Source organism: Corynebacterium sp. HMSC069E04, from assembly GCF_001813175.1.
Lineage (GTDB): Bacteria > Actinomycetota > Actinomycetes > Mycobacteriales > Mycobacteriaceae > Corynebacterium > Corynebacterium aurimucosum.
In genome coordinates, this window is record NZ_KV811640.1 from 1 (window position 1) to 22975 (window position 22975).

The 22975-nt window shown below is 65.2% G+C and carries 18 protein-coding genes and 2 pseudogenes; 17 read left to right on the top strand and 3 right to left on the bottom strand.

Annotated features, from left to right (window positions below):
- Nucleotides 1-165: 165 nt before the first annotated feature.
- Nucleotides 166-2106, bottom strand: a complete 1941-nt coding sequence (locus tag HMPREF2896_RS02895; RefSeq protein ID WP_070717554.1) for an N-acetylmuramoyl-L-alanine amidase — start codon at nt 2104-2106, stop codon at nt 166-168.
- Between the two features lie 170 nt (nt 2107-2276).
- Here HMPREF2896_RS02895 and glf point away from each other — a divergent pair, with 170 nt between their 5' ends.
- From glf to HMPREF2896_RS02910, 3 genes are all read left to right on the top strand, one after another.
- The gene (gene glf, locus HMPREF2896_RS02900) at nt 2277-3473 is read left to right on the top strand and encodes a UDP-galactopyranose mutase (RefSeq protein ID WP_070717557.1); all 1197 of its coding nucleotides are present in this window, start codon (nt 2277-2279) and stop codon (nt 3471-3473) included.
- Between the two features lie 74 nt (nt 3474-3547).
- Entirely contained in the window at nt 3548-3784 is a 237-nt protein-coding gene (locus HMPREF2896_RS02905) for a hypothetical protein (protein ID WP_046647607.1), read from the top strand.
- 50 nt (nt 3785-3834) lie between these two features.
- On the top strand, nt 3835-4443 hold the full coding sequence (locus HMPREF2896_RS02910) for a three-helix bundle dimerization domain-containing protein (RefSeq protein ID WP_070717560.1): 609 nt from the start codon (nt 3835-3837) through the stop codon (nt 4441-4443).
- Nucleotides 4444-4445: 2 nt separating this feature from the next.
- Here HMPREF2896_RS02910 and HMPREF2896_RS02915 read toward each other — a convergent pair.
- A pseudogene (locus HMPREF2896_RS02915) lies at nt 4446-4832 on the bottom strand (IS110 family transposase); the annotation flags it as partial.
- Nucleotides 4833-5459: 627 nt separating this feature from the next.
- Here HMPREF2896_RS02915 and HMPREF2896_RS02920 point away from each other — a divergent pair.
- The 9 genes from HMPREF2896_RS02920 to HMPREF2896_RS02960 all read left to right on the top strand — a co-directional run bounded on the left by HMPREF2896_RS02920 (nt 5460) and on the right by HMPREF2896_RS02960 (nt 16345).
- Nucleotides 5460-5963, top strand: a complete 504-nt coding sequence (locus HMPREF2896_RS02920; RefSeq protein WP_239107369.1) for an ECF transporter S component — start codon at nt 5460-5462, stop codon at nt 5961-5963.
- Nucleotides 5964-6070: 107 nt separating this feature from the next.
- On the top strand, nt 6071-8317 hold the full coding sequence (locus HMPREF2896_RS02925) for an ATP-binding cassette domain-containing protein (RefSeq protein WP_246823981.1): 2247 nt from the start codon (nt 6071-6073) through the stop codon (nt 8315-8317).
- Nucleotides 8318-8483: 166 nt separating this feature from the next.
- Nucleotides 8484-9563, top strand: a complete 1080-nt coding sequence (locus HMPREF2896_RS12625; protein ID WP_246823982.1) for a saccharopine dehydrogenase family protein — start codon at nt 8484-8486, stop codon at nt 9561-9563.
- Nucleotides 9560-10603 (top strand): ABC transporter ATP-binding protein, encoded by a 1044-nt coding sequence (locus HMPREF2896_RS02935; RefSeq protein WP_046647604.1) that lies wholly within the window; start codon nt 9560-9562, stop codon nt 10601-10603. The genes HMPREF2896_RS12625 and HMPREF2896_RS02935 overlap by 4 nt, the downstream gene beginning before the upstream one ends.
- A complete protein-coding gene (locus HMPREF2896_RS02940) occupies nt 10600-11352 on the top strand; it encodes an ABC transporter permease (RefSeq protein ID WP_046647603.1) in 753 nt (250 codons plus the stop codon). Before HMPREF2896_RS02935 ends, HMPREF2896_RS02940 begins: the two co-directional genes overlap by 4 nt.
- Nucleotides 11349-12086: an ABC transporter permease gene (locus HMPREF2896_RS02945; RefSeq protein WP_046647602.1), complete on the top strand. Its 738-nt coding sequence runs from the start codon at nt 11349-11351 to the stop codon at nt 12084-12086. The genes HMPREF2896_RS02940 and HMPREF2896_RS02945 overlap by 4 nt, the downstream gene beginning before the upstream one ends.
- Before the next feature lie 73 nt (nt 12087-12159).
- A complete protein-coding gene (locus HMPREF2896_RS02950; protein ID WP_046647601.1) occupies nt 12160-12840 on the top strand; it encodes a class I SAM-dependent methyltransferase in 681 nt (226 codons plus the stop codon).
- Nucleotides 12837-14615 carry an ABC transporter ATP-binding protein gene (locus tag HMPREF2896_RS02955; protein ID WP_070717569.1) on the top strand — a complete coding sequence of 593 codons (1779 nt, stop codon included), beginning with the start codon at nt 12837-12839 and terminating at the stop codon, nt 14613-14615. Before HMPREF2896_RS02950 ends, HMPREF2896_RS02955 begins: the two co-directional genes overlap by 4 nt.
- Nucleotides 14616-14653: 38 nt before the next feature.
- Entirely contained in the window at nt 14654-16345 is a 1692-nt protein-coding gene (locus HMPREF2896_RS02960; protein WP_232751630.1) for an ABC transporter ATP-binding protein, read from the top strand.
- Between the two features lie 17 nt (nt 16346-16362).
- Here HMPREF2896_RS02960 and HMPREF2896_RS12805 read toward each other — a convergent pair whose 3' ends face one another.
- Nucleotides 16363-16530 (bottom strand): hypothetical protein, encoded by a 168-nt coding sequence (locus HMPREF2896_RS12805; protein WP_154762579.1) that lies wholly within the window; start codon nt 16528-16530, stop codon nt 16363-16365.
- 927 nt (nt 16531-17457) lie between these two features.
- On the opposite strand from HMPREF2896_RS12805, the pseudogene HMPREF2896_RS02965 reads away from it, so the two are divergent.
- The 5 genes and pseudogenes from HMPREF2896_RS02965 to HMPREF2896_RS02985 all read left to right on the top strand — a co-directional run.
- Nucleotides 17458-17616, top strand: a pseudogene (locus tag HMPREF2896_RS02965) (protein tyrosine phosphatase); the annotation flags it as partial.
- 94 nt (nt 17617-17710) lie between these two features.
- Nucleotides 17711-19663: a glycosyltransferase gene (locus HMPREF2896_RS02970; protein WP_070717571.1), complete on the top strand. Its 1953-nt coding sequence runs from the start codon at nt 17711-17713 to the stop codon at nt 19661-19663.
- Nucleotides 19653-20180 (top strand): phosphatase PAP2 family protein, encoded by a 528-nt coding sequence (locus HMPREF2896_RS02975; protein ID WP_070443283.1) that lies wholly within the window; start codon nt 19653-19655, stop codon nt 20178-20180. The genes HMPREF2896_RS02970 and HMPREF2896_RS02975 overlap by 11 nt, the downstream gene beginning before the upstream one ends.
- Nucleotides 20177-21184, top strand: coding sequence for a decaprenyl-phosphate phosphoribosyltransferase (locus tag HMPREF2896_RS02980; protein ID WP_070443285.1), 1008 nt, complete (start codon nt 20177-20179; stop codon nt 21182-21184). The genes HMPREF2896_RS02975 and HMPREF2896_RS02980 overlap by 4 nt, the downstream gene beginning before the upstream one ends.
- A gap of 11 nt (nt 21185-21195) precedes the next feature.
- Nucleotides 21196-22941 carry an arabinofuranosyltransferase AftB family protein gene (locus tag HMPREF2896_RS02985; RefSeq protein ID WP_070717573.1) on the top strand — a complete coding sequence of 582 codons (1746 nt, stop codon included), beginning with the start codon at nt 21196-21198 and terminating at the stop codon, nt 22939-22941.
- Nucleotides 22942-22975: the final 34 nt, after the last annotated feature.

Genomic DNA, 22975 nt, shown 5'->3' on the forward strand with positions numbered 1-22975 from the left:
GAAGCGGAACTAAACCCAGGACGCTTCAAACGGGGACTTATTCGACGCAGTACCGCCGGATACCTAAACCCCAATCCCAAACACACGCTGAAGCGGAAGCCACCAGGTGGCTCCCGCGACATCGGCGATCCCACAGAGCTGCACGCGCACACGGTGCGGCTGGGATTAGTCCGTGAAGACCTGAATCTGCTCAGTCTCCGGGTTGTAGACAATGGATCCGCCCTGGAACTGAACGCGGACTTCCTTGCCGAGGCCGGTGGGGACTTCGTCGGACGTCGGCAAGCCGAGCGTTGCCGAGTTGTTGCCGGAGGCCCATTCCTTTGCGATGCGTCCCACCAGCGCGTGCGTACCGGTGTCTTCGGAACTGAGCACGATGCCGTTTTGGAAGAGCTGGTAGATGATGCCTGCCGACTCATCCGGACCGCCAACTGCCAGACCAAGTGCTGGGCCGAAGGTATTGAGAACTGCCGTCCACGTTTGCTTCAGGCCTTCGTTCTTGCTCAGGGCCAACACCTTGGTCACGATGCCCGGGATCTGCTCCAGCGGCAGCCCATTGACCGTCTTATCCGTGTCAATCTGCTGGTCCGAGCGGGCATACATGATGGCGAAGAGCGTGCCAGCCAGGCCGACTAGTGCGGTGATGGTGCTCATCGGGATTTCAGTATCGCCCAGCGAGGACGTTGCCTCCTGTGCCGGGGCAGCCGGTGCGGGAGCAGACGGCGCGTTTCCGTTCGGCGTGGAGCCAGAGGAGTCTGGGGTAGAGGTATTTCCGCTGCCCCAGTCTGTCGACGTCGAACCAGATGCGCCCGACTTAATGGCGAGGTACTTCTTGTGCGCTGCCTGGCGGATAGTCGGCCACTGGGCAATGGTGTATTTACCCGGGCAGGCAGTGAAATGAACGTCGCTGTGACCGAAAAGGCCATAAACCGGGGCAGAGGCGCCTGCTGGGTAGCGCGAACCACCGAAGCCTTCCGAGCGAAGGGAGACGCGGGAGGTCGGATCGACACCGGAAATGGCGCCCTTCCAGCCGGCGAGGTCGGTGACAGATTCCAAGAGGGCTTCCGTCGGCTGCGCAGTCTCGTAGTTGCCGATCATGGAGATACCCCACGTGTTCTTGTTAAAACCGCCGATGTGCGCACCCTGCACAGCTTTAGCGAGACCGCCGTAGCGGCCCTCGTAGATGGTGCCGTACTTATCCACCAGCGCGTTGTATCCGATATCGCACCATCCCAGGTTCTGCGCATGGTACTTGTACGCGGCGCGCACCTGCGCGGCTGCCTGCGCGCGGGTGTAGTTATTGGAGCCCGCGGTGTGGTGCAGCGCAATGGCCTCCACACCATCATCATAGGTGGGACTCGAGCAGCGGATGCTCTCATCCGCGCCCCAGCCGGCGCGCGAAACCACGCGCGGCATGCCATCGGTCTCAGCGGTTGGCTCGATGACCTCGCCCTCCTGGGCGTTGCCGTCCATGAAGACCGCCTCGAGGCCTTCCACGTCGCTATTGGCGGGAAGCTCTTCGGCCTCAGCGACGGGGGCGATGTCGCCGACGTTGAAGGAGGCGTCGTCAAGCGCGGCGTCCTCAACGGGGGTCTCGGTGAACTCTTCGTCCAGATTCGACCCGGTTACCAGATCCACATTGTTGATGGAGACCTGCACGTCGTTGGTATCGCCCACGAAGATGAGCTCGGTGCCGTTCGTGGCGTTCGGATCATCGTTGTTGTAGGACATTGAGTCCATGTCGTACCACTCGGACCAGGACCCGTCTGGCTGCTTGGCGCGGACGAAGGCAGCGACATCGCGCGCGCCCTTCCAAGTCACGGCAAAAGAGGAGAAGGTCTCATCGCGGTGGAATTGCTTGACCGCGCGCGGGCCTTCGCCCTCGCCCTGGCCGGCGATGGCCGGGTCATCCACCACGACCGTTTCGCCAGAACCGAAGGACTCGGAGGCCGAACTTACTTCGATGGGCCCGCTGCCCGCTTCCTGGGTGTGGATAAGGGTTTGGCCGCCCACGGCTGCGGCAGCAACCACAGCGATCGAGGTGACCGTGGCGATAATCGGCGTGGACCACGTCGATTTCGCGGGAACAAGACGACGTTTGAGGTGCACTGTTACTCCCTAGGATGGTGTGCGCCACAAGGTTAAAAGGAGCGCAAAAAGTTAACTAACGGGACAGATGTTACGTCAGGTGTTGGAGTGGAAGAAGGTGTGACACGCGAGTTTTCTCGCTTGGGTGTCACCCGCCGTTCTGTGCGTGTTACTGCTTTAAGCTGATGGCCATGACTGCATATGACCTCATCGTTGTTGGATCCGGATTCTTTGGCCTGACCGTGGCCGAGCGCGCAGCCTCCCAGCTGGGCAAGAAAGTGCTCATCGTCGAGCGCCGCGAGCACCTTGGCGGTAACGCCTACTCGGAGGCCGAGCCGGAGACCGGCATCGAGGTTCACAAGTACGGCGCGCACCTCTTCCACACCTCGAATAAGCGCGTGTGGGAGTACTGCAACCAGTTCACCGATTTCACCGATTACCAGCACCGCGTCTTCGCCATGCACGATGGCACGGCCTACCAGTTCCCCATGGGCTTGGGCCTGATTAACCAGTTCTTCGGCCGCTACTACTCGCCGGATGAGGCGCGCCAGCTCATCAAGGAGCAGGCTGGTGAGTTTGCCGTGGATGAGGCGAAGAACCTGGAGGAGAAGGCCATCGCGCTCATTGGCCGCCCGCTCTACGAGGCCTTCATTCGCGATTACACCGCAAAGCAGTGGCAGACCGACCCGAAGGAGCTGCCGGCCGGCAATATCACGCGCCTGCCGGTGCGCTACACCTTCAACAACCGCTACTTCAACGACACCTACGAGGGCCTGCCCGTCGACGGCTACGCAGCCTGGCTGGAGAAGATGGCGGAGCACGAGCTTATCGACGTCCGTCTCAACACCGACTGGTTCGACGTGCACGAGGAGGTGCGAGAGGCGTCGCCAAGCGCGCCGGTGGTCTACACCGGCCCACTGGATCGCTACTTCGACTTCGCCGAGGGCGAGCTGGGCTGGCGCACGCTGGACTTCGACCTGGAGGTGCTGGAGACCGGTGACTTCCAGGGCACCCCGGTGATGAACTACAACGATGCGGACGTGGACTACACCCGCATCCACGAGTTCCGCCACTTCCATCCGGAGCGCGCCGATAAGTACCCCAAGGGCAAGACGGTGATTATGAAGGAGTACTCGCGCTTTGCCGAGAAGGGCGATGAGCCGTACTACCCGATTAACACCCCGGAGGACCGCTCCAAGCTGGAGGCCTACCGCAAGCTCGCCGCCGCTGAGGCCCGCGAGAACCAGGTTCTTTTTGGTGGCCGCCTGGGCACCTACCAGTACCTGGACATGCACATGGCCATCGCGTCCGCGCTGAGCATGTTCGATAACAAGCTGGCCCCGTTCTGGAATGAGGGCAAGGCCCTGGAGCAGGAGCGCGGCCACTAAGCCGCGTGCGGCCTGTACGGGTTAGTCCCCGTGGCGCGCTATGCTGAGACACCTCGATGGAAGGAGGTGACGGCATGGCCCAGCGCAAGAAGAAGCGTGCAGACCGCAGCATGTGGAAGATGTCCCCGGAGCGGCTCGAGGAACACCTCAAGCTGCGCAGTCGCGCAACGCGCATTCCCGATAAGAAGAAGGAACAATCCAGGAAGGCCTGCCGGAACACCCGGCAGGCCTTTGGCCTTTCTTTGGGAGGTTTCGCCAGCGCACGGGGCCGGGACGCCGCACATAAAACTTGTCGGACGCTCAACGATTGATTAAAGTTAACAGCAGGTTAACAATAGGCGAACAGAAAGTGAGTTTAGAGATGACTTCCCCGAATGCCCGCCGTTTCGATACGTTGCGCCAAGACTTGCACGCAGATTATGGCCACGAGTACACCGCGCAGGAGATTGATTCCTTCCTCGACGCCACCATTGAGCGCCACGAGGCCGGCGCAACCTTAGAAGAGTTCATCCCCGTGATGGTGGAGCGCGAGGTCCGCGAGCACTTCGGCACCCACCGCATCCACGTGCGTTTCGCCGCAGGAGCTGACCACGCGCTGGCGCAGGCTGCCGTAGCGCTGACGAAGAAGTACGCCGGCGAGGCCCTGCTTGTCGACGCCGCCGTAGCCCACCCCGAAAACGACCCCGACTCCCACATGGCCCACGTGCTCCAAGAGCGCGGCATGGCGGAGCACCCGGACCGCTACCTCGAGGACCTGCGTCTGGTGACCATCCCGGATTACATCGTGTACTTGGGCCGCGAGATCCCGCGCGACGAGGCCGGCAAGGACATCAAGATTTGGGACATCGCCACCGCCGAGACCGTGGAGGAGACCCGCGAGCTGGCCGATGACCTCGGCACCCGCGTGCTCTACATGCTCAACCGCCTGGGAATCGAGCCCATCTCGGAGGATGCCGCTGTCACGGCCTAAATCAGCTGGATAAAGACTTCCTCAACGCGGTCGACACTGCGCAGGGAATCTGGAAGGTTAAGACCGGCATGGGCGATGACGTAGGCGTCGCGTACATCGGTCTTGGAGTTGCCGACGTGGATGCGAGAGAGCTGCCGCATCGCAAGCCCTGGTAGATGGCGAACATCTGCCCCCATGTCTTGGGCGACTGCGACGGTCAACCGGCCGATGTTGTTGGGAATAACAAGGACCGAGGCGTTGTCGGTGAGGAATTGGCCGAAGAGCTTGCGTAGCGAGCCTTCATGCTGATTGATGCGTTTGGACAGGACTTGCCTGCCTTGGGGATCGAGGACGCAGGCGTGGTGGAAGTATTTGCCGACGTCTACGCCAATGACGAAGTCATAGGCCATGGGTGTATGCCTCCTAGCGATGAATGAGAAGTTGGACTATTTAAGCTTCATCGCTGGGGTTGTCGGACATGCTTGCGCTGGCATCCACATTACTGTGAGACCTCATACCACCTGGGCTGGGTCGGGTTCCTATTAGCAGTTTGAGGATGTCACTGTCTTCGGCGGCATCACCCCCGGATCATTTTCAGACAGGGGCGGGAACAAGCCATACCGAAGCCAGCGACTAGTTCCACTGTCCTTTCAGACGGAGGGACCGGAAATAAACATAACCAGCCCAATCGGGTGGACAGGCTATGAATCTTCGGTGCCCTGAGGTGGAACTGCTAACAACGTAATGGGGGGAAGCGGGGGCAAAGTCAATAATTCGAGTCTGGCATAAGTTGATAAGGATTGCCTAACCTAATACTGTTTCAAGTTATGTTCCGATCGGGAATCGGCAACGGAAGCGAGGCGGCGACGATGAACAGAAAACGTGGATCGACCAGAGAACCCCTCTCCGGAGGGGGAGTCGGGGACGCGGGCCCGGACGGGACGGGCGACGGCGACGCGGTGGCGTCGCAGACGGACGACGGGCGGTTGGTACACGTCGCACCGGTCGCAGCGGGTGGCCGACCATCCACCCGCGATATGCTCGTCGCCGCCGCGATCGGCGTCGCGGGGTCTCTCGTCGTCGTGCCCCTGACCTACCTGCAGGTGTTCGCCGGCATCGCCCACGTTTATCTCGTCGCGGCGACGCTCGGGTTGTGGTTCCTGCAGTGCGTCGTTCCCCTCATCGTCGTCCGCAAGCCTGGCGCGAGCCTCATTGCGTGCCTTGCCATGGGCGTCGTGTCCGCGGCGACCACCCCGTTCGGCGTCGCCGCGATCGGGGCGCTGATCATGGAAGGATTGCTCATCGAGCTTCCATTCATGGTCACCCTGTACCGGCGGTGGACGCGTACCCAGTTCGTGGCGTCGGCGATGTTGTTCTCCGCGATGATGGGAACGATGGCCCCGCGCGCAGTTGGCGTCGACTCGCCGACCACGCCCATGACCCTGATCAGCTTCGCCGTAGCCTTGGCATCGAGCCTGGTGTTTTTGGTCCTGGGCTTTGCCGTCGCAAAGGGGCTTCGCAGCCGCGAGGTCACCCGGTGACCGGCGGAGCACCTGCGTGCGCCGGTGCGACACGTGGGACGGCCCCGGCCCGGTTACGGGTCAGTGGCGCTGGCGTGCGGCACGCCGATGGGCGATGGGCACCCGACATGGTGAATCTCTCCTTCGACTTCGGCACGATCAATGTCATCACGGGACCCGTGGGATGCGGAAAGACGAGCCTGGCCCACCTCATCGCTGGACTGATCCCCTCGCACATCCCCATCGACCATGCCGGATCCGTGCACATCGTTGATGTCGACGGCACCGAATGCCCCGTGGACAGGGACCGAGTCACCTTCGTCGGGCAAGACCCGGCGACGCAGGTGCTCACGCTCCGAGTCGTCGATGACGTGGCCATGGCCCTCGAGTTTTCCCTCGTGGAAGCCGACATCGTCGCCAAGCGATCAGCCGCGGCCCTATCAGAGCTCGGGCTGTCAGAGCTCGCGGAGAAGGATCCGTGGGCTTTGTCGGGCGGGCAACGCCAGCGGATGGCCATCGCCGGTGCGGTGGCCAGGGCGCCGGAGGTCATGATCTTCGACGAGCCCGCGGCCCACGTCGACGAGGAGGGTCGCCGGTCGCTGTTCGCCGCCATCCGTGATTTGCGGGCCCCGGGGCGCGTCATCCTGCTCATCGAGCACGACCTCCGTCCGTTCGACGGGTGGGTCGACACGGTGACAATCCTCGATGCGGACGGGAGCGTCGCCGCCCACGGAGCGCCGGATGGCATCGCGGTGAAGGGCATTGCGACGACGGCCGCGACCGCCGGAACGCCGGACGCCAGTACGCCGGGCACGGGGGCACCGGACCGTCTCAGTCCGGACCGGCGGCGAAGGTCCCGGGGAGCCGGGGATGGCGCTGATCCGGAATCGGAGGCGGACGCCGTTCCACTGCTGGCCTTGACCGGAGCCCATGTGGCCCGGGGCAGGGAGCGGATCCTGAACGGGGCCGATCTGACATTGGAACGGGGCGAGATCCATGCCCTGGTCGGCACCAACGGAGCCGGTAAGTCCACCTTGCTGGCGGTGCTGTCGGGCCAGATGAAGGCGGGAGCGGACCTCCGGATCGACGGCGCGTCGGCCCGGCGCGTCCCCGACGCCTTCGCGTCGTTGGCGTTCCAGAACCCCGAGCACCAGTTCACCCGCGCGACCGTCGCCGCGGAAATCGACTCCGCGCTGGCCGGCACGGACCCGCACGGACCACTCGGCGCCGATGAGCTGCGGAAACTGCGGGAAGCCTTGTGCCCCCGGGCACTTGACCCCGTCTCGCCGTTCGTCCTGTCGGGCGGACAGAAAAGACGGTTGGGCATCTTCCTGGCGGTGGCGGCCAATCGCCGTTTGCTGCTTCTCGACGAGCCGTTGGCGCATCTGGATTCGCCGAGCTCGCGCATCGTACTGGATGCCCTAGCGGAATACGCAGGGGCCGGCGGAACCGTTGTGTTCACGTGCCACGACCGCCGTGCTGCGCGAACGTGGGCGGATCGGGCGAGCATCGTCGCCGAAGGGAAGGTCACCTGGTCCGGTCCCGCAGCCGACGTGCCGGCTTCCCCGGAGTCGTCCCGGCGGGATCGCGCACTGCCCGCGGCCGGCGCACGGACGTCCTTGGACGAAAGCCCCTGGACCAGTGGATCCGCCGCTCGAATGCGCGCGGGGTTGAACGCCATCACGATTGTCGCGGCGGTGATGCTCGTCCTCGTCGCCGGGCTGCTCTCCGGCGGAGACGCCGTTCTCGCCCTGACGGTGGTCGCGTTCCTCGCACTCGCTGCAATCGCGGAACGCGACGTTCGGGCGACGGCGGGGAAGGTCCTCCTCGCCCTGTTGATCGGGGTGTTCTTCGGCCTGCTCGGGTGGCGCTCCGAGTTCTACGGCAGTGGGGATCCGGCGGAGGCTGTCCGCCACGGCATCCATCACGGACTGCTGCTGACGGCCGTGTTCGCGGGGACGGTCCTGGTCTCCGCGTGTATGCGCGTCGAGGAGCTTTTCGACGCCATGGTGCAACGCCTCCGGGTGCCCTACACATGGTGCACCATAGCGATTTCCGGGGTGAGCATCGCGGCGTTCCTTCGCAGCGAAATCCCCCAGCTGACATGGGCGATTAGATTGCGCTCGATGCGACCGGGGCAGTCTTTCCGCTCCGGCTTCATTCGCGCGACGACGCCCGCGCGCATCGCCTTTCCCCTGTTCGTCAGCGCCGTGCGCTGCGCCGAAAAGCTGTCCCTGACCCTGGCGATGCGCAACTTCGGCCGCCATCCGCGGCGTACCTTCCGCACTGATCACCCCTGGCGAGTGCGTGATGGTTTCGCGGCCGCAGCGTCCGCCGCGACCTTCGTTGCCGCCCTGGTGTCCGCAGTGACTTGACGGGCACCCGGAACCGGCGGGCCTCGAGCCCGCGAGCGTTTCCGAGCTTGTGCGGAGACGCGCCCCACCCAGTTGCTTCAACCCTTCAGACACATCCTCCGGGTCGCGCCATGCGGGCCCGGTCCGCCCGGCACCGGCATGGCGCCGACAACCGAAAGAGGTACCAGTGAACACGATCCGGACCATCAGCGACGTGCTTCGGGACAAGGCCGATGAGACGAAAAAGGGGATCACCTTCGTCGAGAATCGGCGGGACGTCTTCGTCCCGTACGGCCGGGTCCATGCGGAGGCGGTGGCGGCTGCGACTCGGTTGGCCGAAGCCGGCATCGGCCCGTTCGAGGTGCATGCAGACTCACTCGCCCGTGCTTGCATCGACTCAGGCACCGGGTACATCGACGTCAACGATTCGATCGACGCCCGCCGCGCAATCATGGCCCTCGACGGGGATGCTCGGCGGGAGGGGGTTCCCGTGCTCACCGGGTTCGGCCTGTGCCCGGGCTTGTCGACGGCCCTGTTGATGCTCGGGGCCTGCGCTGCGGGGGTCGAAGAGGTCCGCGATGTGCGGGTCGATCTGCGAATTGGCGCCGACCAGGAATCCGGGGCCGCGTCGGTCGAGTCGATGTTCCGGACCATTCGCGGCGGATACCGCGCGATGCTCGGCGGCGCCATCGTCGAAGTGCGGCGCAACCTGGTGTCGTCGCAAAGCGGAATCGGCTACGAATGCCCGGACATCGACGTCGTACGCGGGGTGTGCCCCTCGATCCTCGGATATTCCTACCACGTCGCCTTCGATGCCCTCCCCGATGAGTCGGTGGAGAAAATCCGCACGTCGAGACTGTACTCGATGCCCGTTGTCTCCGGTCTGCTCGCCCGTCTCGGGGCGGCCGTGACATCGCGGAAGGCGCGGGCGAAGGGCACTCCGCAACCCGCCGAGCTGGTCGTCGCACTGTCCTCTGCCGGCGCGGGCGATGCGGGGCCGGCGGCCGAGACGACCGTCGTCCGGGCGACCGGCCCGGGTTCCTACAAAATGACCGCGGCGATTGCTGCCGCCACCGTTGTGGCGGTCGCGGGGAAGCCGGTCGCGCCGGGGTGCCGGGATCTCGTCGGCCACCCCCGGCTCCTCGAACCGGTCCTCGCCTTCGCCCGCGATGCGGGCATCCATATCGAGGTGCCACATGACAACCCGGCCACGGGGCCGCTGCCGACAGCGGCCCACTGCGATACCAAAGAAAAGGGGAAACGATGACGGATCAAGCTGAACGAGGTGCGGCGATCGTCGTCCGCGACCTCACGAAGAGCTACCCGATTGCGGGCAAAGCGGGCACCCCGCCCGAAGGCGGGGCAGGTGCCCCGCCGGACGGCGGGCGCAAGGGAAAGCGCGGTGCCCGGATGCGCAAGCATGTGCTCGACGGCGTGAGTTTCACCGTGCCCACCGGGGCGATCGTGTCATTCCTCGGCCACAACGGTGCAGGCAAGACCACCCTCATCCGAATCCTGTCGACGCTCATCACCGCCGACTCCGGCGAGGTGAGCATCTTCTCGCGCGACGTGAAAGAGGACCCGGCGGGCGTGCGCGCTGACATTGCCACCACCGGCCAATTCGCGGCGATCGACGAGAACCTCACCGGCCGGGAGAACCTGGAGTTCTTCGGGCGGCTGCGCGGACTCGACCGCGCCGCCGCGGCCGCCCGCGCGACGGAACTGCTCGCGCAATTCTCGCTCGCAGACAGTGCCTCGACGCTGGCGTCGGCCTATTCGGGTGGCATGCGGCGCCGCCTCGACATCGCCGCGTCGCTGTGCGTCGTGCCCAGGCTGCTGTTCCTCGACGAACCCACGACGGGGCTGGACCCGGTCAGCCGCGAAGAGCTGTGGGGCTTCATCCGGCAACTGCGGGACGACGGAATGACCCTGGTGCTGACCACCCAGTACCTGGAAGAGGCGGAGGCGCTGGCAGACCACGTCCATCTGCTCAAGGATCGCCGCATCGTCGCCAGCGGAACGCCGGAGGAATTGCGCCGCGCCTTCGGGTCGCACGTGCTCCGCGTGTCCTTCGCCACCGCCGCCGAGGCGGAGGCGTTCGCCCGCTGCCTCGGGGGAACGTGCCTGGACGGCGCCCGCGTCGCGGGGAAGTCGGTGTCCCTCGACGTCGACCCCGGACCGCGGGTCCTCGAGGCGGTGGCGCAGGCGATGGAGGCCTCGGAAGCGTTGCCGGATTCGCTGAGCGTGTCGCCGCCCACCCTCAACGAGGTGTTCATATCGATGAACACAGGGGGTGCGGCGCGATGAGTGCGACGTCGGTCGCGGCGTTTCTCCGTCGGGATCTGCTGCTGTTGCGACGCAACACCGCGTCGCTGATCTCCATGTTCGTGGTTCCGCCCCTCTTCCTGCTGTGCCTGTACGCGGTGTTCGGGTACTCGGCGGAGCAATCCGGCTTCGGGTACCTGCGTTTCGTGCTCGGCGGCTGCCTGTTCCAGGCGGCGATGTTCACCGCCGCGGCGTCGGCGATGGCGGTGGGACAGGACGTCGAATCCGGGCTCGTTGACCGCGTGCGCGTGTTGCCCGGGGCCACAGGCGGCTATGTCGCCGGCAGGCTCGTCACCGATGTGCTGCGGATGTCCGCGTCGATCGCGGCGCTGCTGGTCGTCGCGTGGGCCTGCGGCCTCGACATGGCTGTCGGTGAAGTCGCGTGGACTGTCCTGTGGTCGCTGCTCGCCGCGGCGGTCCTGTCCCTGGTCACGGACGGGGTGATCCTGATGGTGCCCGCCCCGGTGTCGACGGCCTCATCGATCCAGGCGCTGGAAATGCTGCTGCTCATGTTCTCCACCGCGTTCATTCCGGCGACCGCTTTGGACGGCTCCCTTCGCGACGTCGTGCGCCACATGCCTTTTTCGCCGGTGATCGAGGTGATTAGGGCGGCGTCCCCGGACGCCTTCCCGGATCGCGCCGGGGAAGAGGCCGCCCTGTGGCTCGGTGTCGCGGCGGTCGCCGGAATCGTCCTGTTCATCCGCCGGTTCACCTCGAGGAGCGAATCATGATTGGCGCCATCTTCGTGCATCTGCGGCGCATCGCCCACATTTGGCTGCGGCGCCCCGACTTCTGGTTCATGACGTTCATTGCTCCGCTCGTGTACCTGTTCATCGTCAACCGCATGTTCGGTGGCCTGGTCAGGCAGCTCACCGGAGAGTTCGAACTCCGGAACGCGGTCATCCTGGTCGTGACGGCGTGGGCGTTCATCCTGGCCATCACGGGATCATCCACCGTGTTCGTTGAACGCAGCAATGGCTTCCACGAGCGGTTGATCACCATGCCGGCGCCGTACGCGGCCGTGCCGGCCGCACGGATCATTGCCGAGTTCATCCAGATCATGGCGATGACGGCCGTCGTCGCGGCGGTGGCCGCCTTGCTTTCCGACGGCCCACCGGAGGTGTCCTGGTGGTGGAGGATCGCGGTGACCGGCGCGATGGTTGCCGCGGCGGCCGCATGCACCGGCACGTACATCGCGTTCTCCATCACCAGCCCCCAGGGTTCCGTGGCCCTCATCCCGTTAATCATCGTTGCGATGTTCGTCAACACGGTGCTCATGCCCGCCGACCACTTCCGTCCCCTCCTGCGCGGAATCGCCGGGCACACCCCCGTATCCGCGGCCGGCGAGGCCGTCAACGGCACCGGAGCTGCGGGTCTGGTGGTCTGCGCGGCCTGGTTCTTAGGCATCGCCGTGCTCGCGGCGTGGGGCATCGCCGTGAAAACGAGGCCGGGGGAGTCTGCATGACGGCCCGCGAATCCGAGCATCTAACCCGAAACCGCCGCGTGGATGCGGCCCACACACCCGGAGACAGAACCAGATGAAGTCGATTGCCCAGATCGTCCAGAACAACCGCAGGCTCCTCGCGGCCTACGAGGACAAGGTCCAGCCGAGGTTCCTCAGCCGCTATGCGCGCGAACCGATGGACGCCGCCGTGTACCGGAAGCTCCGTGCGCTGAATCCCGGGCCGGATGCGCCGGCCCGGGTCCTCGACCTCGGTTGCGGAACCGGGTGGCTCGCCCGCACGCTCGCCGCTGAGTCTCGCTATCGCAGGGCGAACATCGTCGGCTACGACCTGTCGCCCAATGCGATCCGCATCGCCCGCGAACGCGCCGCCGCCGACGGGCTTGGGGCCCGGACGGAATTCCACGTTGCCGACATCCTCACGCCGCTCGCGGGAGAGCCCGGCGGGGCCTGTGAAATCTGGGTGTGTGGCGCGCTCCACCAAATGAAGGATGCGGGAGCCGCGCTCGGCAGGGTCGCCGGGCTGCTCGCCGATGGAGGCATCGCTTACGTGCAGACGTTCGTCGAGGATCCCGACGTGAACGAGCATGTGGACATGGCCGTCGTTGCGAAGATGGGCCACCGGGTGTTCCGGGGCAGCGAGGTCGAGGACCTCGCCGAAGCCAACGGGCTGAAGCTGGGCGGAGCCTCACACGCCGGCATGGTGTACTTCTGCACTCTCACGAAGAAAAGCGCGATCGGGGAGGCGGGCAAGTGAGCGCCGTGGACGGGACCGTAGGCCCGTGGTCGCTGCTCGCCCCGATTCGGACCCGGATGCGTGCGGTGGTCGCGTTATCCGTCCTGTCGTCGGTGGCTACCGTCGCTTCGCTGGTCGGCATCATCGACATCGCGATGACGTACCCGGAGGCCCCGGAGCATCGGACGTGGTTGGCCGTGGCTGTCATCGTCGTCGCCGCAACGGTGCGCATGGCCGCGGACGGCGCCGCCGGCATGCTCTCGCACCGGGCGGATAATGACCTGCAGCTCCACCTCCGGCGCCGACTGGTCGCCCAAATCCGGAAGTTGCCCCTGGGCTGGCTGGATGCCCGGCGGTCGTCGGGAATCATCGAGTCGGTTGAGAAGGACGTCGCGGCTGTCCACCAGCTCATGGGCCACACCGTCGGTGAGACCGTGGTGGCGGTGCTGGTTCCCCTGCTTTCCCTCATCGCGCTCGTCATGGTGGATTGGCGGATCGCGGTGGTGGCGGTCGTCCCGGTGCTGGTCACCTTCGCCCTGATGGGCGTGATGATTTCGCGCGGAGCCGGTCTTCAGCGCGACTACGAGCGAGCCTCCGAAGGAGTGACGGCCGCGGTCATCGAGCTGGTGCGCGGTATCCCGGTGATGAAGTCCTTCGGGCGTGCTAACCAGGGCGCGGGTCGCTACGATGCCGCGGCGTTGTCGTTCGTCCGCGCGTGGTCCGCCTGGTCCCGGCAGTCGAACATCTATCTCGGGCTCATCGACGTGGTGACGTCCCCGACCACAGTTCTCGCAGTGGTGTGCGGGGCCGGCCTCGCTCTGAGGGACGCCGCGGGCGGCATACCGGAGGGTCTCGTCGCCGGGCTGGTTCTCAGCCTTGGACTCTCCGCGGCGATCGTGCGGGTGGCCATGAACTCCGAACCCATCATCGCGGGGATCGCCGCCCTGAAGTCCATCGCGGAGGTGCTGAGCACGCCGCCGATCGCCGAGCCCGCCGATCCGGTGCCCGCGCGCGGAGGCGCGCTCGAGGTCCGGAACCTGGTCTTCTCCTACGCCGATGGGCCGCGGGTCCTCGACGGGATGTCCGCGACGTTCGAACCGGGGACCCTCACGGCGCTGGTGGGGTCCTCCGGTTCCGGAAAGTCCACCGTCGCCCGGCTGTTGGCGCGTTTCCACGACCCTGTCGAAGGCTCGGTGCTGCTGGGCGGCGACGATCTTCGCGACATCGCCGTGCGCGACGTGCACCGTTCGGTGTCGGTGGTGTTCCAGGATCCGCAGTTGCTCACGCTGCCCTTGCGGGAGAACATCCGGCTGGCCAGGAGAGACGCCACCGACGGCGAAATCATGGCGGCCGCGAAGCTCGCGAACCTCGATACGGTCATCGCGGCGCTGCCGAAGGGCCTGGATTCGGTGGTCAACGTCGACGTGACCTTTTCCGGTGGTGAGGCGCAGCGCGTGGCCATCGCGAGGTCGATTGTCACGGACGCGCCGGTGCTCATCTTCGACGAGGCAACCGCTTACGCGGATCCGGCTTCCGAGGCCCTCATTCAGTCCGCAATCGAGCGTTTGGCTCGTTCGCGGACGGTGATCGTGATTGCGCACAGATTGAGCACGATCCGCAACGCCGACCGCATCCTCGTTCTCGATGGGGGAGCGGTCGCGGAGGCGGGCACCCACGACGAGTTGCTTGCGCGCGGTGGCCGCTACCGGGATCTGTGGCGCGCGTTCGCGCTCGACGACGAACCATTCGCTCCGCGGGGCACTGAATCAGACGATGAAAAGGCAGGGAACCGATGATTCGGGACTTGTGGTCGATGACGGATCGGCTCTCGAGAATGACACTGGTGTGGCTCATTGCGTTGGCCACGCTTGCCGCGCTGGCCCAGGGAGCGGCGTTCGTCGCGCTGCTGCCGCTGCTGTCGGCTCTGGCCGAGGGAGATGATGCGACGGCATGGCGTTTCACCGGCGTCATCGCCGGCCTCGCGGCCGCCCATGCGGTGCTGTCCCTCGCCGCGGGGACGGTCGGCAGAGCGAATTCCGCAGCGGTGCTGTCGTCCCTGCTGCGTTCCCTGGGCGAACGCGTGCTGACATTGCCACTCGGGTACGTCACCAAGTCCACGGCCGGCCGCTTTTCGGAGATGGCGTCGTCGGGTATCGCGTTCGCGGCGTCCGTGCCGCACGTGATCCTGCGGCCCGTCATCGCCGCGGTGGTTACGCCGACCGTCATCGCCTTCGGAATTCTGGCGGTGGATTGGCGCGTCGGTTTGGTTCTTGTCGCGTCGGCACCGGTGCTCTTCTTCGCCTACCGGGCCATTGGCCGGGTCGGCGGGGAGTCGGACGAAGCGCATGCTGACGCCGTCGCTGCCGTCTCCGGCAGGCTGATCGAGTTCACCCGCGGCCAGCAGGCGATTCGCGCCGCGGGCGACGGTTCGGCGGCGGACGCGATGGTGGATGAGGCGATCCGGGCCCAACACGATGCGTTCGCGAAGGCGACGTCGACGCAGGGGGCGGCCATCGGACGGTTGGGTTCGGTCGTCCATGCGGTGTTCACAGCGGCGGTGATCGTCGCCGTGGCAGTCGCCGCGACGGGTGGGATGGCGCCGACGCATTTGGCGCCGATGCTCATCGTGCTCGTCCAGTTCACCGGACCGATCACCACGGCGGGAGCGTTGTCCGGCGGGTTCGGTGCGGGCCGCAACACGTTGGCTGCGTTGCGTGACCTGCGGGCAATCCCCGCCCTTCCCGAACCTGCCGCACCGGAGCTGCCCGACGGGCATGACGTGGAGTTCCGCGACGTGAGCTTCGGGTACGGGGATAAGAAGGTTCTCGACGGCGTCAGCTTCCGTGCACCTCAGGGAGCACTGGTTGCCGTAGTGGGACCGTCGGGGGCGGGCAAGACGACGGTCATGCGGCTGCTGTCGCGTTTTCATGATCCGGACTCGGGGGAGATCCTCATCGGCGGGGTGCCCTTGCCTCGGATCGGCACCGACGGCGTGAACTCGCTGGTGACCCCGGTGTTCCAGGAGACGTTCCTTTTCGACGCGTCCGTGCGGGACAACGTGGTCTTCGCCGACCCCGGATTCGGTTCCAGGCCCGGTGACGGGGACCGCTTGCGCGAGGCCGCCCGGCGTTCCGGGGTGGACCGCATCGTGGAGCTGCTGCCTTCCGGGTGGGATACCCCGGTGGGGGAGGAAGGGACGCTGCTGTCGGGAGGCGAGCGGCAGCGCGTCGCCATCGCCCGGGCGTTTCTGAAGGATTCCCCGGTGGTACTTCTCGACGAGCCGACGTCCTCGCTGGATGCGGCCACTGAGCGGGCGATCATCGGCACGATTGAGGCGTTGCGCGGCGATCGCACCGTGATCGTCGTCGCCCATCGCCTGCACACCATCCGCGATGCCGACCTCATCGTCGTGCTTTCGGAGGACGGGACGGTCGCAGAACGGGGCACGCACGATGAATTGCTGGCGAAGGGCGGCCGCTATGCCGAGTCGTGGGCGTGCCGGACGGGGAGTTCCCCGGGCGCCTGATCCTCGTCCGTCGAGGACTATCGCTCCGGTCCGGTACCGGTGCAGTGGTCCCGCCACGCCGTCCCGGTCAGCGGGTCCTCGACGATGCCCTGGGCGACAGGGTCGTAATTGAAGCCGTAGTGCTCGGTGCGGTGGGCGGGGCACACGTCTTGGACGGTGATGTTGGTGACGCCGGGTTCCCGCACGAAGGAGTTTTAGTGGGGGAGCACGGCATTGTCGTGCCGCGTGCCTAGGAAGGTGTACCGCACGCCCGGTCGAGTGATGTCGCCGATGGTCAGCTCATTCAGCAGCATGGAACCGGAGATCTGCTGTTCCCAGGCAAGCGCGTTCGTTTGCCGGCGTTTCGGGAGTATCCGTGGCGCATCTCGGGGTGGACGTCAAAGCGATCGGCTGCGCTGTGCGCCCGGGGCCCGTGGTTCGAGGCATCGGTACCGATGAGCTGTTCGACGACCCGGTCCCGGGAATGAGGATGACGGGCAATTCACCGTCCCGGGGCGGCACCGGAAGTCGTTGGCGCCGGGGGCACCAGACCGGGCTTGGCCATGGACAGGGCCCGGGCGGCCGCGGGTGAGGTTTGCCGGCGGCCGGGCCACCGGTCGGGAAACCGCCGTCCGACAGCAACGAGGGGATTCTCGTCACCTCGTCGGGGGGTGTTCCTATATAGGTTGTGAACTCCACGGGTGGGCTTGGGGCCTGACCCCCGGAAAGTAGACACGTCGGGGGTCAGGCCCATCCTTGGTTCCTCATTGGGGCATGTGATGGCGGGGATTTCTCTGAAGGTTTCGTTTTCCCTTGCTGGCGTTCTTTTTGCAGCATTTCTTGTTTGTACCGGCGTTTATCTCACTTTGGGAGCAGTTGGGAAGAGGTTCGCTAAAGTCGACTCTTTGAGCTGACTGAAATAGGAAGAAAGACACACTGATCATGTGTTGCTATGAGGAGTATCCTTCTTATTGTACAGAGTTAATAGTTGTCAGTTAGCGAAAAATTAGTCAGTATTGTTCTCTACTTTCTCAATCTCCCTCCGATTCGACACTCTCTTGAGCCTCTGACAATTGCGGCCACGAGTTCGTGACCATCGAGGTCGATTTCCTTTTGGCGCCACAATCATAGGCGACGAAGTCGGCAAGGACATCAAGATTTGGGATATCGCTACGGCAGAAACCGTAGAGGAGACCCGCGAGCTGGCTGACGACCTCCGCGCCCGCGTGCTTTACATGCTCAACCGTCTGGGCATCGAACCCATCTCGGAGGATGCACCCCTCTCGGCTTAGCTTTCAGCCGCGTGGGAACTCAGCTGAAGAGTGCGAAACCACTAATCTTGGTTCCTGAATACTGTCGAAATCTGTGTGGAGAACCGAAGATATCGTGACTGCCAACAATACTGCTGCGTACGAACCCGTACAGCGCATCCTGCTGCCCAAGCGTGGCGAGCCGGTCGACGTCCGCATGCTCTACCTCATCGAGTCCGAGCAAAACCGCGAGCGCCTCAGCTGGAGTGGCCGCACTTCCGTGACCATCCCGGCCGGCGAAGAGGCCTCCTTCGAGACCTACTTCAATGCGTTCCCGGCCGCCTACTGGCGCCGTTGGTCCCAGCTGAAGTCCATCGTGCTGGTCATGGACGTGGAGGGAGAGGCCAACATCTCCCTGTACCGCTCCAAGCAGGACGGCCAGCGCATCGCCGTGGCCAACCACGTGGTGACCACCGGGCACCACGAGTTTGAGCTGCCCCTGAAGAACTTCGAGGACGGCGGCCTGCTGTGGTTCGATGCCTCCGCCGTTGAGGACACCGTGCTTACCGACGCCGCTTGGTGCGCCCCGCATGCCCCGAACCCGCAGCTCCTGCCGGACGGCAGCGAGTATCCGGCGCAGGAGAAGCGCGTCGCCGTGGGTATCCCGACCTTTAACCGCCCGACGGATGCTGTCGCGGCGCTGCAGGCGTTGGCGGAGGACCCGGTGGTGGACGGCATCATCGACTACGTCCTTATGCCGGACCAAGGGAACCAGCACCCCGCGGACGAACCAGGCTACGACGAAGCCGTTGCGCACTTTGGTGAGCGCTTCCGCGAGTTCCGCCAGGGCAACCTGGGCGGCTCGGGTGGGTACTCCCGCATCATGTTCGAGGCGCTGGAAAACACAGACTCGCCGTACATCCTCTACATGGATGATGACATTGCCATCGAGCCGGATTCCATCCTTCGCGCTGTCCAAGCAGCGCGCTACGCAGCCAAGCCCTTCATCGTGGGCGGGCAGATGCTCAACCTGCAGGAGCGCTCCCAGCTGCGCACTACCGGTGAGCGCGTGAACCGCGCCGACTTCATGTGGGGCGCGGCCGAGCACGCCGTCTACGACCACGACTTTGCCAAGTACCCGCTGCGCGCCATCGGTGATGCCCAGTCCCACCTCGACCCGAAGAAATATGACTCCCGCGCGCTGCACCGCCGCGTCGACGTGGAATACAACGGCTGGTGGATGTGCCTCTTCCCGCGCGTCGTCGCGGAGAGCATTGGGCAGCCGCTGCCGCTGTTTATCAAGTGGGATGACACCGAGTACTCCCTGCGCGCCGCCGCCCACGGTTTCCCCACGGTGACCTGGCCGGGTGCGGCCATTTGGCACATGGCCTGGGCGGATAAGGACGATGCCATCGACTGGCAGGCCTATTTCCACCTGCGCAACCGCCTCATCGTGGCGGCCCTCTACCATGAGGGCGATGCGCGCGGGATTACCAAGTCCATCTTCAAATCCACCCTCAAGCACACCATGTGCATGGAGTACTCCACCATGGCCATCCAGCTGGAGGCCATGAAGGACTTCCTGGCCGGCCCGGATCAGCTCTTCGACATCCTGGAGTCCTCGCTGCCGCGCATCGCCGCAATCCGTAAGGAATTCCCGGACGCCGTCATTATCGATTCGGCGGCCCAACTACCCGCGCCCACCGGCGCGCCGGGCGTGCCGACCCGCAATGTCGGCGGCCGCCTGGGCAAGATCAAGAAGATCCCGTGGCTCATCAAGTCCGCCAAGCACCTGGTCACCAAGGAAGACCCGGCACACCATGAAGCGCCGCAGCTCAACCTCACCCCGGAGGAGGCCCGCTGGTTCACGCTCTCCCGCGTCGATTCCGCCACCGTCTCTACCGCGGGTGGCACCGGCGTGGCCTTCCGCAAGCGCGACCGCGAGCTGGCCCTCGAGCTGGTGAAGTCCACCCGCGAGCTGCTCAAGGAAATCGAGGATAACTTCGATGACCTGCGCGCCGAGTACCGCGCGGCCCTGCCGGCGCTGACCTCCCGCGAGTCCTGGCGAAAGGTCTTCGATGCCCAATAAGCTTTCTGTCGCCGAATCCCACGTCCTCGAAAAGATTCAGGACGCGGCCTTTGATGCGCCCGGTGTTCTGCCCACCGCGCGGGGTTTAAGCCACTTCGGCGAGCACGCCCTGGGCTGGCTGGCGCTCTCCGGCTTAGGTGTCGCCGTGAATTACCAGAATCCGGCGCGTCGCCGCCAGTGGCTAGCCGTCGGTGCGGGTGCTTTCACGGCGCACGCGGCCAGCGTTGTGATCAAGCGCATTGTGCGCCGCAAGCGCCCGGACTATGACTACGTCAAAGTCGGCGTGAAAACCCCGTCTAAGCTGTCTTTTCCGTCGTCCCACGCGACGTCGACAAGCGCGTTCCTCGTGGGTGCAGCGCACGTTCTAGGAACCCCGGCACCGCTTGTCGGTGTGCCGGTCATGATGGCCTCGCGTATGGTCCTCGGGGTACATTACCCATCCGATACGGCGATCGGCGCCCTGCTGGGAGCCGCCACCGCGGAAGCATGTCACCGCTATGAAAGGAAGACCGCATGAGCGAACGACCCAACCGCGTCGACGACGGCGAACAGAGAGTCTTCCACTCTGAGCCGCACACCTCCGGCATCGATACCGGCCGCAAGCGCAAGCCGCCGAAGAACCTCGCCGATGGCATGGTGAAGGCCCTGCGCCCCAAGCAGTGGGTCAAGAACGTTTTGGTCTTGGCGGCTCCTGCGGCTGCGGGCGCGGAGTCGCTGTTTCACACGCGCGTGCTTCTCGACGTCCTCCTCGCCTTCATCGTCTTCTGCATGGGCGCGTCCTCCATCTACCTCATCAACGATGCCCGCGATGTAGAGGCTGACCGCGCGCACCCGACGAAACGCTTCCGCCCAATCGCGGCCGGCGTGCTTCCGGTGGGCCTGGCCTATGTCATGGCGGCAGTGCTCATCATCGGTTCGATTGGCCTGTCCTTCCTGGCCACGGCGGGCCTGGAGCTCGCCATCGTCATGGCCATTTACATTGGCCTGCAGCTGGGCTACTGCTTCGGGTGGAAGCACATGCCGGTGATCGATATCGCCTTGGTGTCCTCCGGCTTCATGTTGCGTACCATGGCCGGCGGTGTGGCCGCGGGCATCGTGCTGTCGCAATGGTTCCTGCTGGTTGCCGCGTTCGGCTCCCTATTCATGGCCTCGGGCAAGCGCTACTCGGAGATCCTTCTAGCGCAGCGCACGGGCGCCAAGATCCGCAAATCCCTGGAGGGCTATACGCCTACCTACCTGCGCTTCGTGTGGACCCTAGCGGCCACCGCAGTTGTCATGTCCTACTCCCTGTGGGGATTCCAGCTCTCCAACGAGTCTGATGGCCCGGCCAGCGTGTGGTACCAAATCTCCATGGTGCCGTTTACCATCGCGATTCTGCGCTATGCCGCCGACGTGGACCGCGGCAACGGCGGTGCCCCGGACGAGATTGCCTTGGAGGACCGCGTCCTCCAGATTCTGGCTCTGCTGTGGCTGGCCTGCATCGCCATGGCTGTTTACATCATGCCAGTCATGATGGGCTAAACTCTCTCCTCATGCGAAAATCCGATACACGTACCGTGGCCGCGCTCAGCGCGTTGGCCTCGGTCATCGTGATCGGAGTTTTCTCGTTTTGGGGTGGCTTCGCCCGCCGCTGGATTTCTGACGATGGCCTGATTGTCCTGCGCACGGTGCGCAACCTTGAGGAAGGAAACGGCCCCGTCTTCAACATCGGCGAGCGCGTGGAGGCCAATACCTCCACGCTGTGGCAGTACCTCATCCTTCTCGTGCGCTGGCTGACGAACGCCCCGCTGGAATCCATCGCCGTCAACCTGGGCCTCCTACTGGCAGTCGCGGCGATGGTGCTGGGGGCGTGGGCCACGGCGCGGGCCTTCTACCGATCGGGCCAGTTTTCTGCACCACTCGTGGCTCCCGCCGGCGCGCTGGTCTACCTCGCACTGCCTCCGGCCCGTGACTTCTTCACCTCCGGGCTCGAATGGGGCCTGTCCATCTTCTACCTCGCGGCCCTGTGGGCGCTGCTGCAGCACTGGGTGCAGTCCCGCGATAGCGCCAGCGCCTACTGGCTAGCGCTGTGGGCCGGGCTGTCCTGGCTCGTGCGCCCGGAGTTCGCGCTCTACGGCGGACTGGCCGGCCTGCTGCTCTTGGCGGCACACCGTAATTGGAAGGCGTGGCTGGGCATCCTCGGCGCGGCCCTTCCCATCCCCGCGGGCTACCAATTCTTCCGCATGGGCTACTACGGCCTGGTGACTCCGCACACGGCGGTGGCCAAGTCGGCGTCGTCAAGCGCGTGGGGCAGCGGCCTGAACTACCTGAAGGATTTCGTGGGGCCTTATGCCCTGTACCTGCCCGTTCTCGTGCTGGCGGGTGCGGCGTTGTGGACCTTCCGCGCCCAGCTGCGCCCGGCAGCGCTGCGCAGCGCCACGACCGTGACCTACCTGATGGTCGGGGCGGCGGCGGTGCACGTGCTGTACGTGCTGCGCGTCGGCGGTGACTTCATGCACGGACGTATGCTGCTGCTGCCGCTCTTCGCCGCCCTTCTCCCCGTTTTCGTGCTGCCGCTCAAGGGTCTTGTGTCTTCGCTCGCGGTGGCCTTCTGCGCGGTGTGGGCATTCATCATCGTGCTGCGCGGGCATCCGACGGATTGGGATGCCTATGAAAAGCCGCTGTCCATCGTGGATGAGCGTGATTTCTGGACCTATGCCACCCACCGCGAGGCGGGCCACCCGCCGCGCTCGGCGCGGGATTACCTGGGGATGAAGTTCATGCGCGGCTACGAAGAAGCCGGCGAGAAACTCGTTGGCGGAGATGCCCTGGCCACCATCTATGTGGAGGATAAAGAAAAGGACCTGCTCAACTGGCTCACCGTTCCGCGCGAGCCGGGAATGAACGAGCCACCGACGGTGTACTTGGTGAACTTGGGCATGACGTCGATGAACGCGCCGCTCAATGTCCGGGTTCTTGACACGATCGGTCTGGCCACGCCGATGGCCGCGCGCATGCCCCGCGAGGAAGGCGGGCGCGTGGGCCACGACAAATCCCTCGAGCTGGAATGGCAAGCAGCACTCACGGGCGCGGACATCGAGTATCTCCCGCCGTGGTATGACAAGGACAAGACCCGCCAGGCGCGCGCCGCGCTGGACAGCCCAGAAGTGCAGGAACTCATCGCTTCCTATAGCGCGCCCCTGACGTGGGAGCGCTTCCGCGCGAATCTAGCTTTCTCGCTGACCTCGGGGCGCACGCTCATGTTGCCGTCTGACCCGAGCGATTATCCTGTCCATTAGCTTGGTGTGAGCTGGGGAGCACCCCCATGGGTAG

Excerpts from the sequence above, each read along its gene's own strand:
- HMPREF2896_RS02975 (WP_070443283.1), top strand. The coding sequence starts at position 19,653 with ATGCCCAATAAGCTTTCTGTCGCCGAATCCCACGTCCTCGAAAAGATT.
- HMPREF2896_RS02980 (WP_070443285.1), top strand. The coding sequence starts at position 20,177 with ATGAGCGAACGACCCAACCGCGTCGACGACGGCGAACAGAGAGTCTTC.
- HMPREF2896_RS02945 (WP_046647602.1), top strand. The coding sequence starts at position 11,349 with ATGATTGGCGCCATCTTCGTGCATCTGCGGCGCATCGCCCACATTTGG.
- HMPREF2896_RS02905 (WP_046647607.1), top strand. The coding sequence starts at position 3,548 with ATGGCCCAGCGCAAGAAGAAGCGTGCAGACCGCAGCATGTGGAAGATG.
- HMPREF2896_RS02950 (WP_046647601.1), top strand. The coding sequence starts at position 12,160 with ATGAAGTCGATTGCCCAGATCGTCCAGAACAACCGCAGGCTCCTCGCG.
- HMPREF2896_RS02910 (WP_070717560.1), top strand. The coding sequence starts at position 3,835 with ATGACTTCCCCGAATGCCCGCCGTTTCGATACGTTGCGCCAAGACTTG.
- HMPREF2896_RS02940 (WP_046647603.1), top strand. The coding sequence starts at position 10,600 with ATGAGTGCGACGTCGGTCGCGGCGTTTCTCCGTCGGGATCTGCTGCTG.
- HMPREF2896_RS02985 (WP_070717573.1), top strand. The coding sequence starts at position 21,196 with ATGCGAAAATCCGATACACGTACCGTGGCCGCGCTCAGCGCGTTGGCC.
- HMPREF2896_RS02960 (WP_232751630.1), top strand. The coding sequence starts at position 14,654 with ATGACACTGGTGTGGCTCATTGCGTTGGCCACGCTTGCCGCGCTGGCC.
- HMPREF2896_RS02920 (WP_239107369.1), top strand. The coding sequence starts at position 5,460 with ATGCTCGTCGCCGCCGCGATCGGCGTCGCGGGGTCTCTCGTCGTCGTG.
- glf (WP_070717557.1), top strand. The coding sequence starts at position 2,277 with ATGACTGCATATGACCTCATCGTTGTTGGATCCGGATTCTTTGGCCTG.
- HMPREF2896_RS02925 (WP_246823981.1), top strand. The coding sequence starts at position 6,071 with ATGGTGAATCTCTCCTTCGACTTCGGCACGATCAATGTCATCACGGGA.
- HMPREF2896_RS02935 (WP_046647604.1), top strand. The coding sequence starts at position 9,560 with ATGACGGATCAAGCTGAACGAGGTGCGGCGATCGTCGTCCGCGACCTC.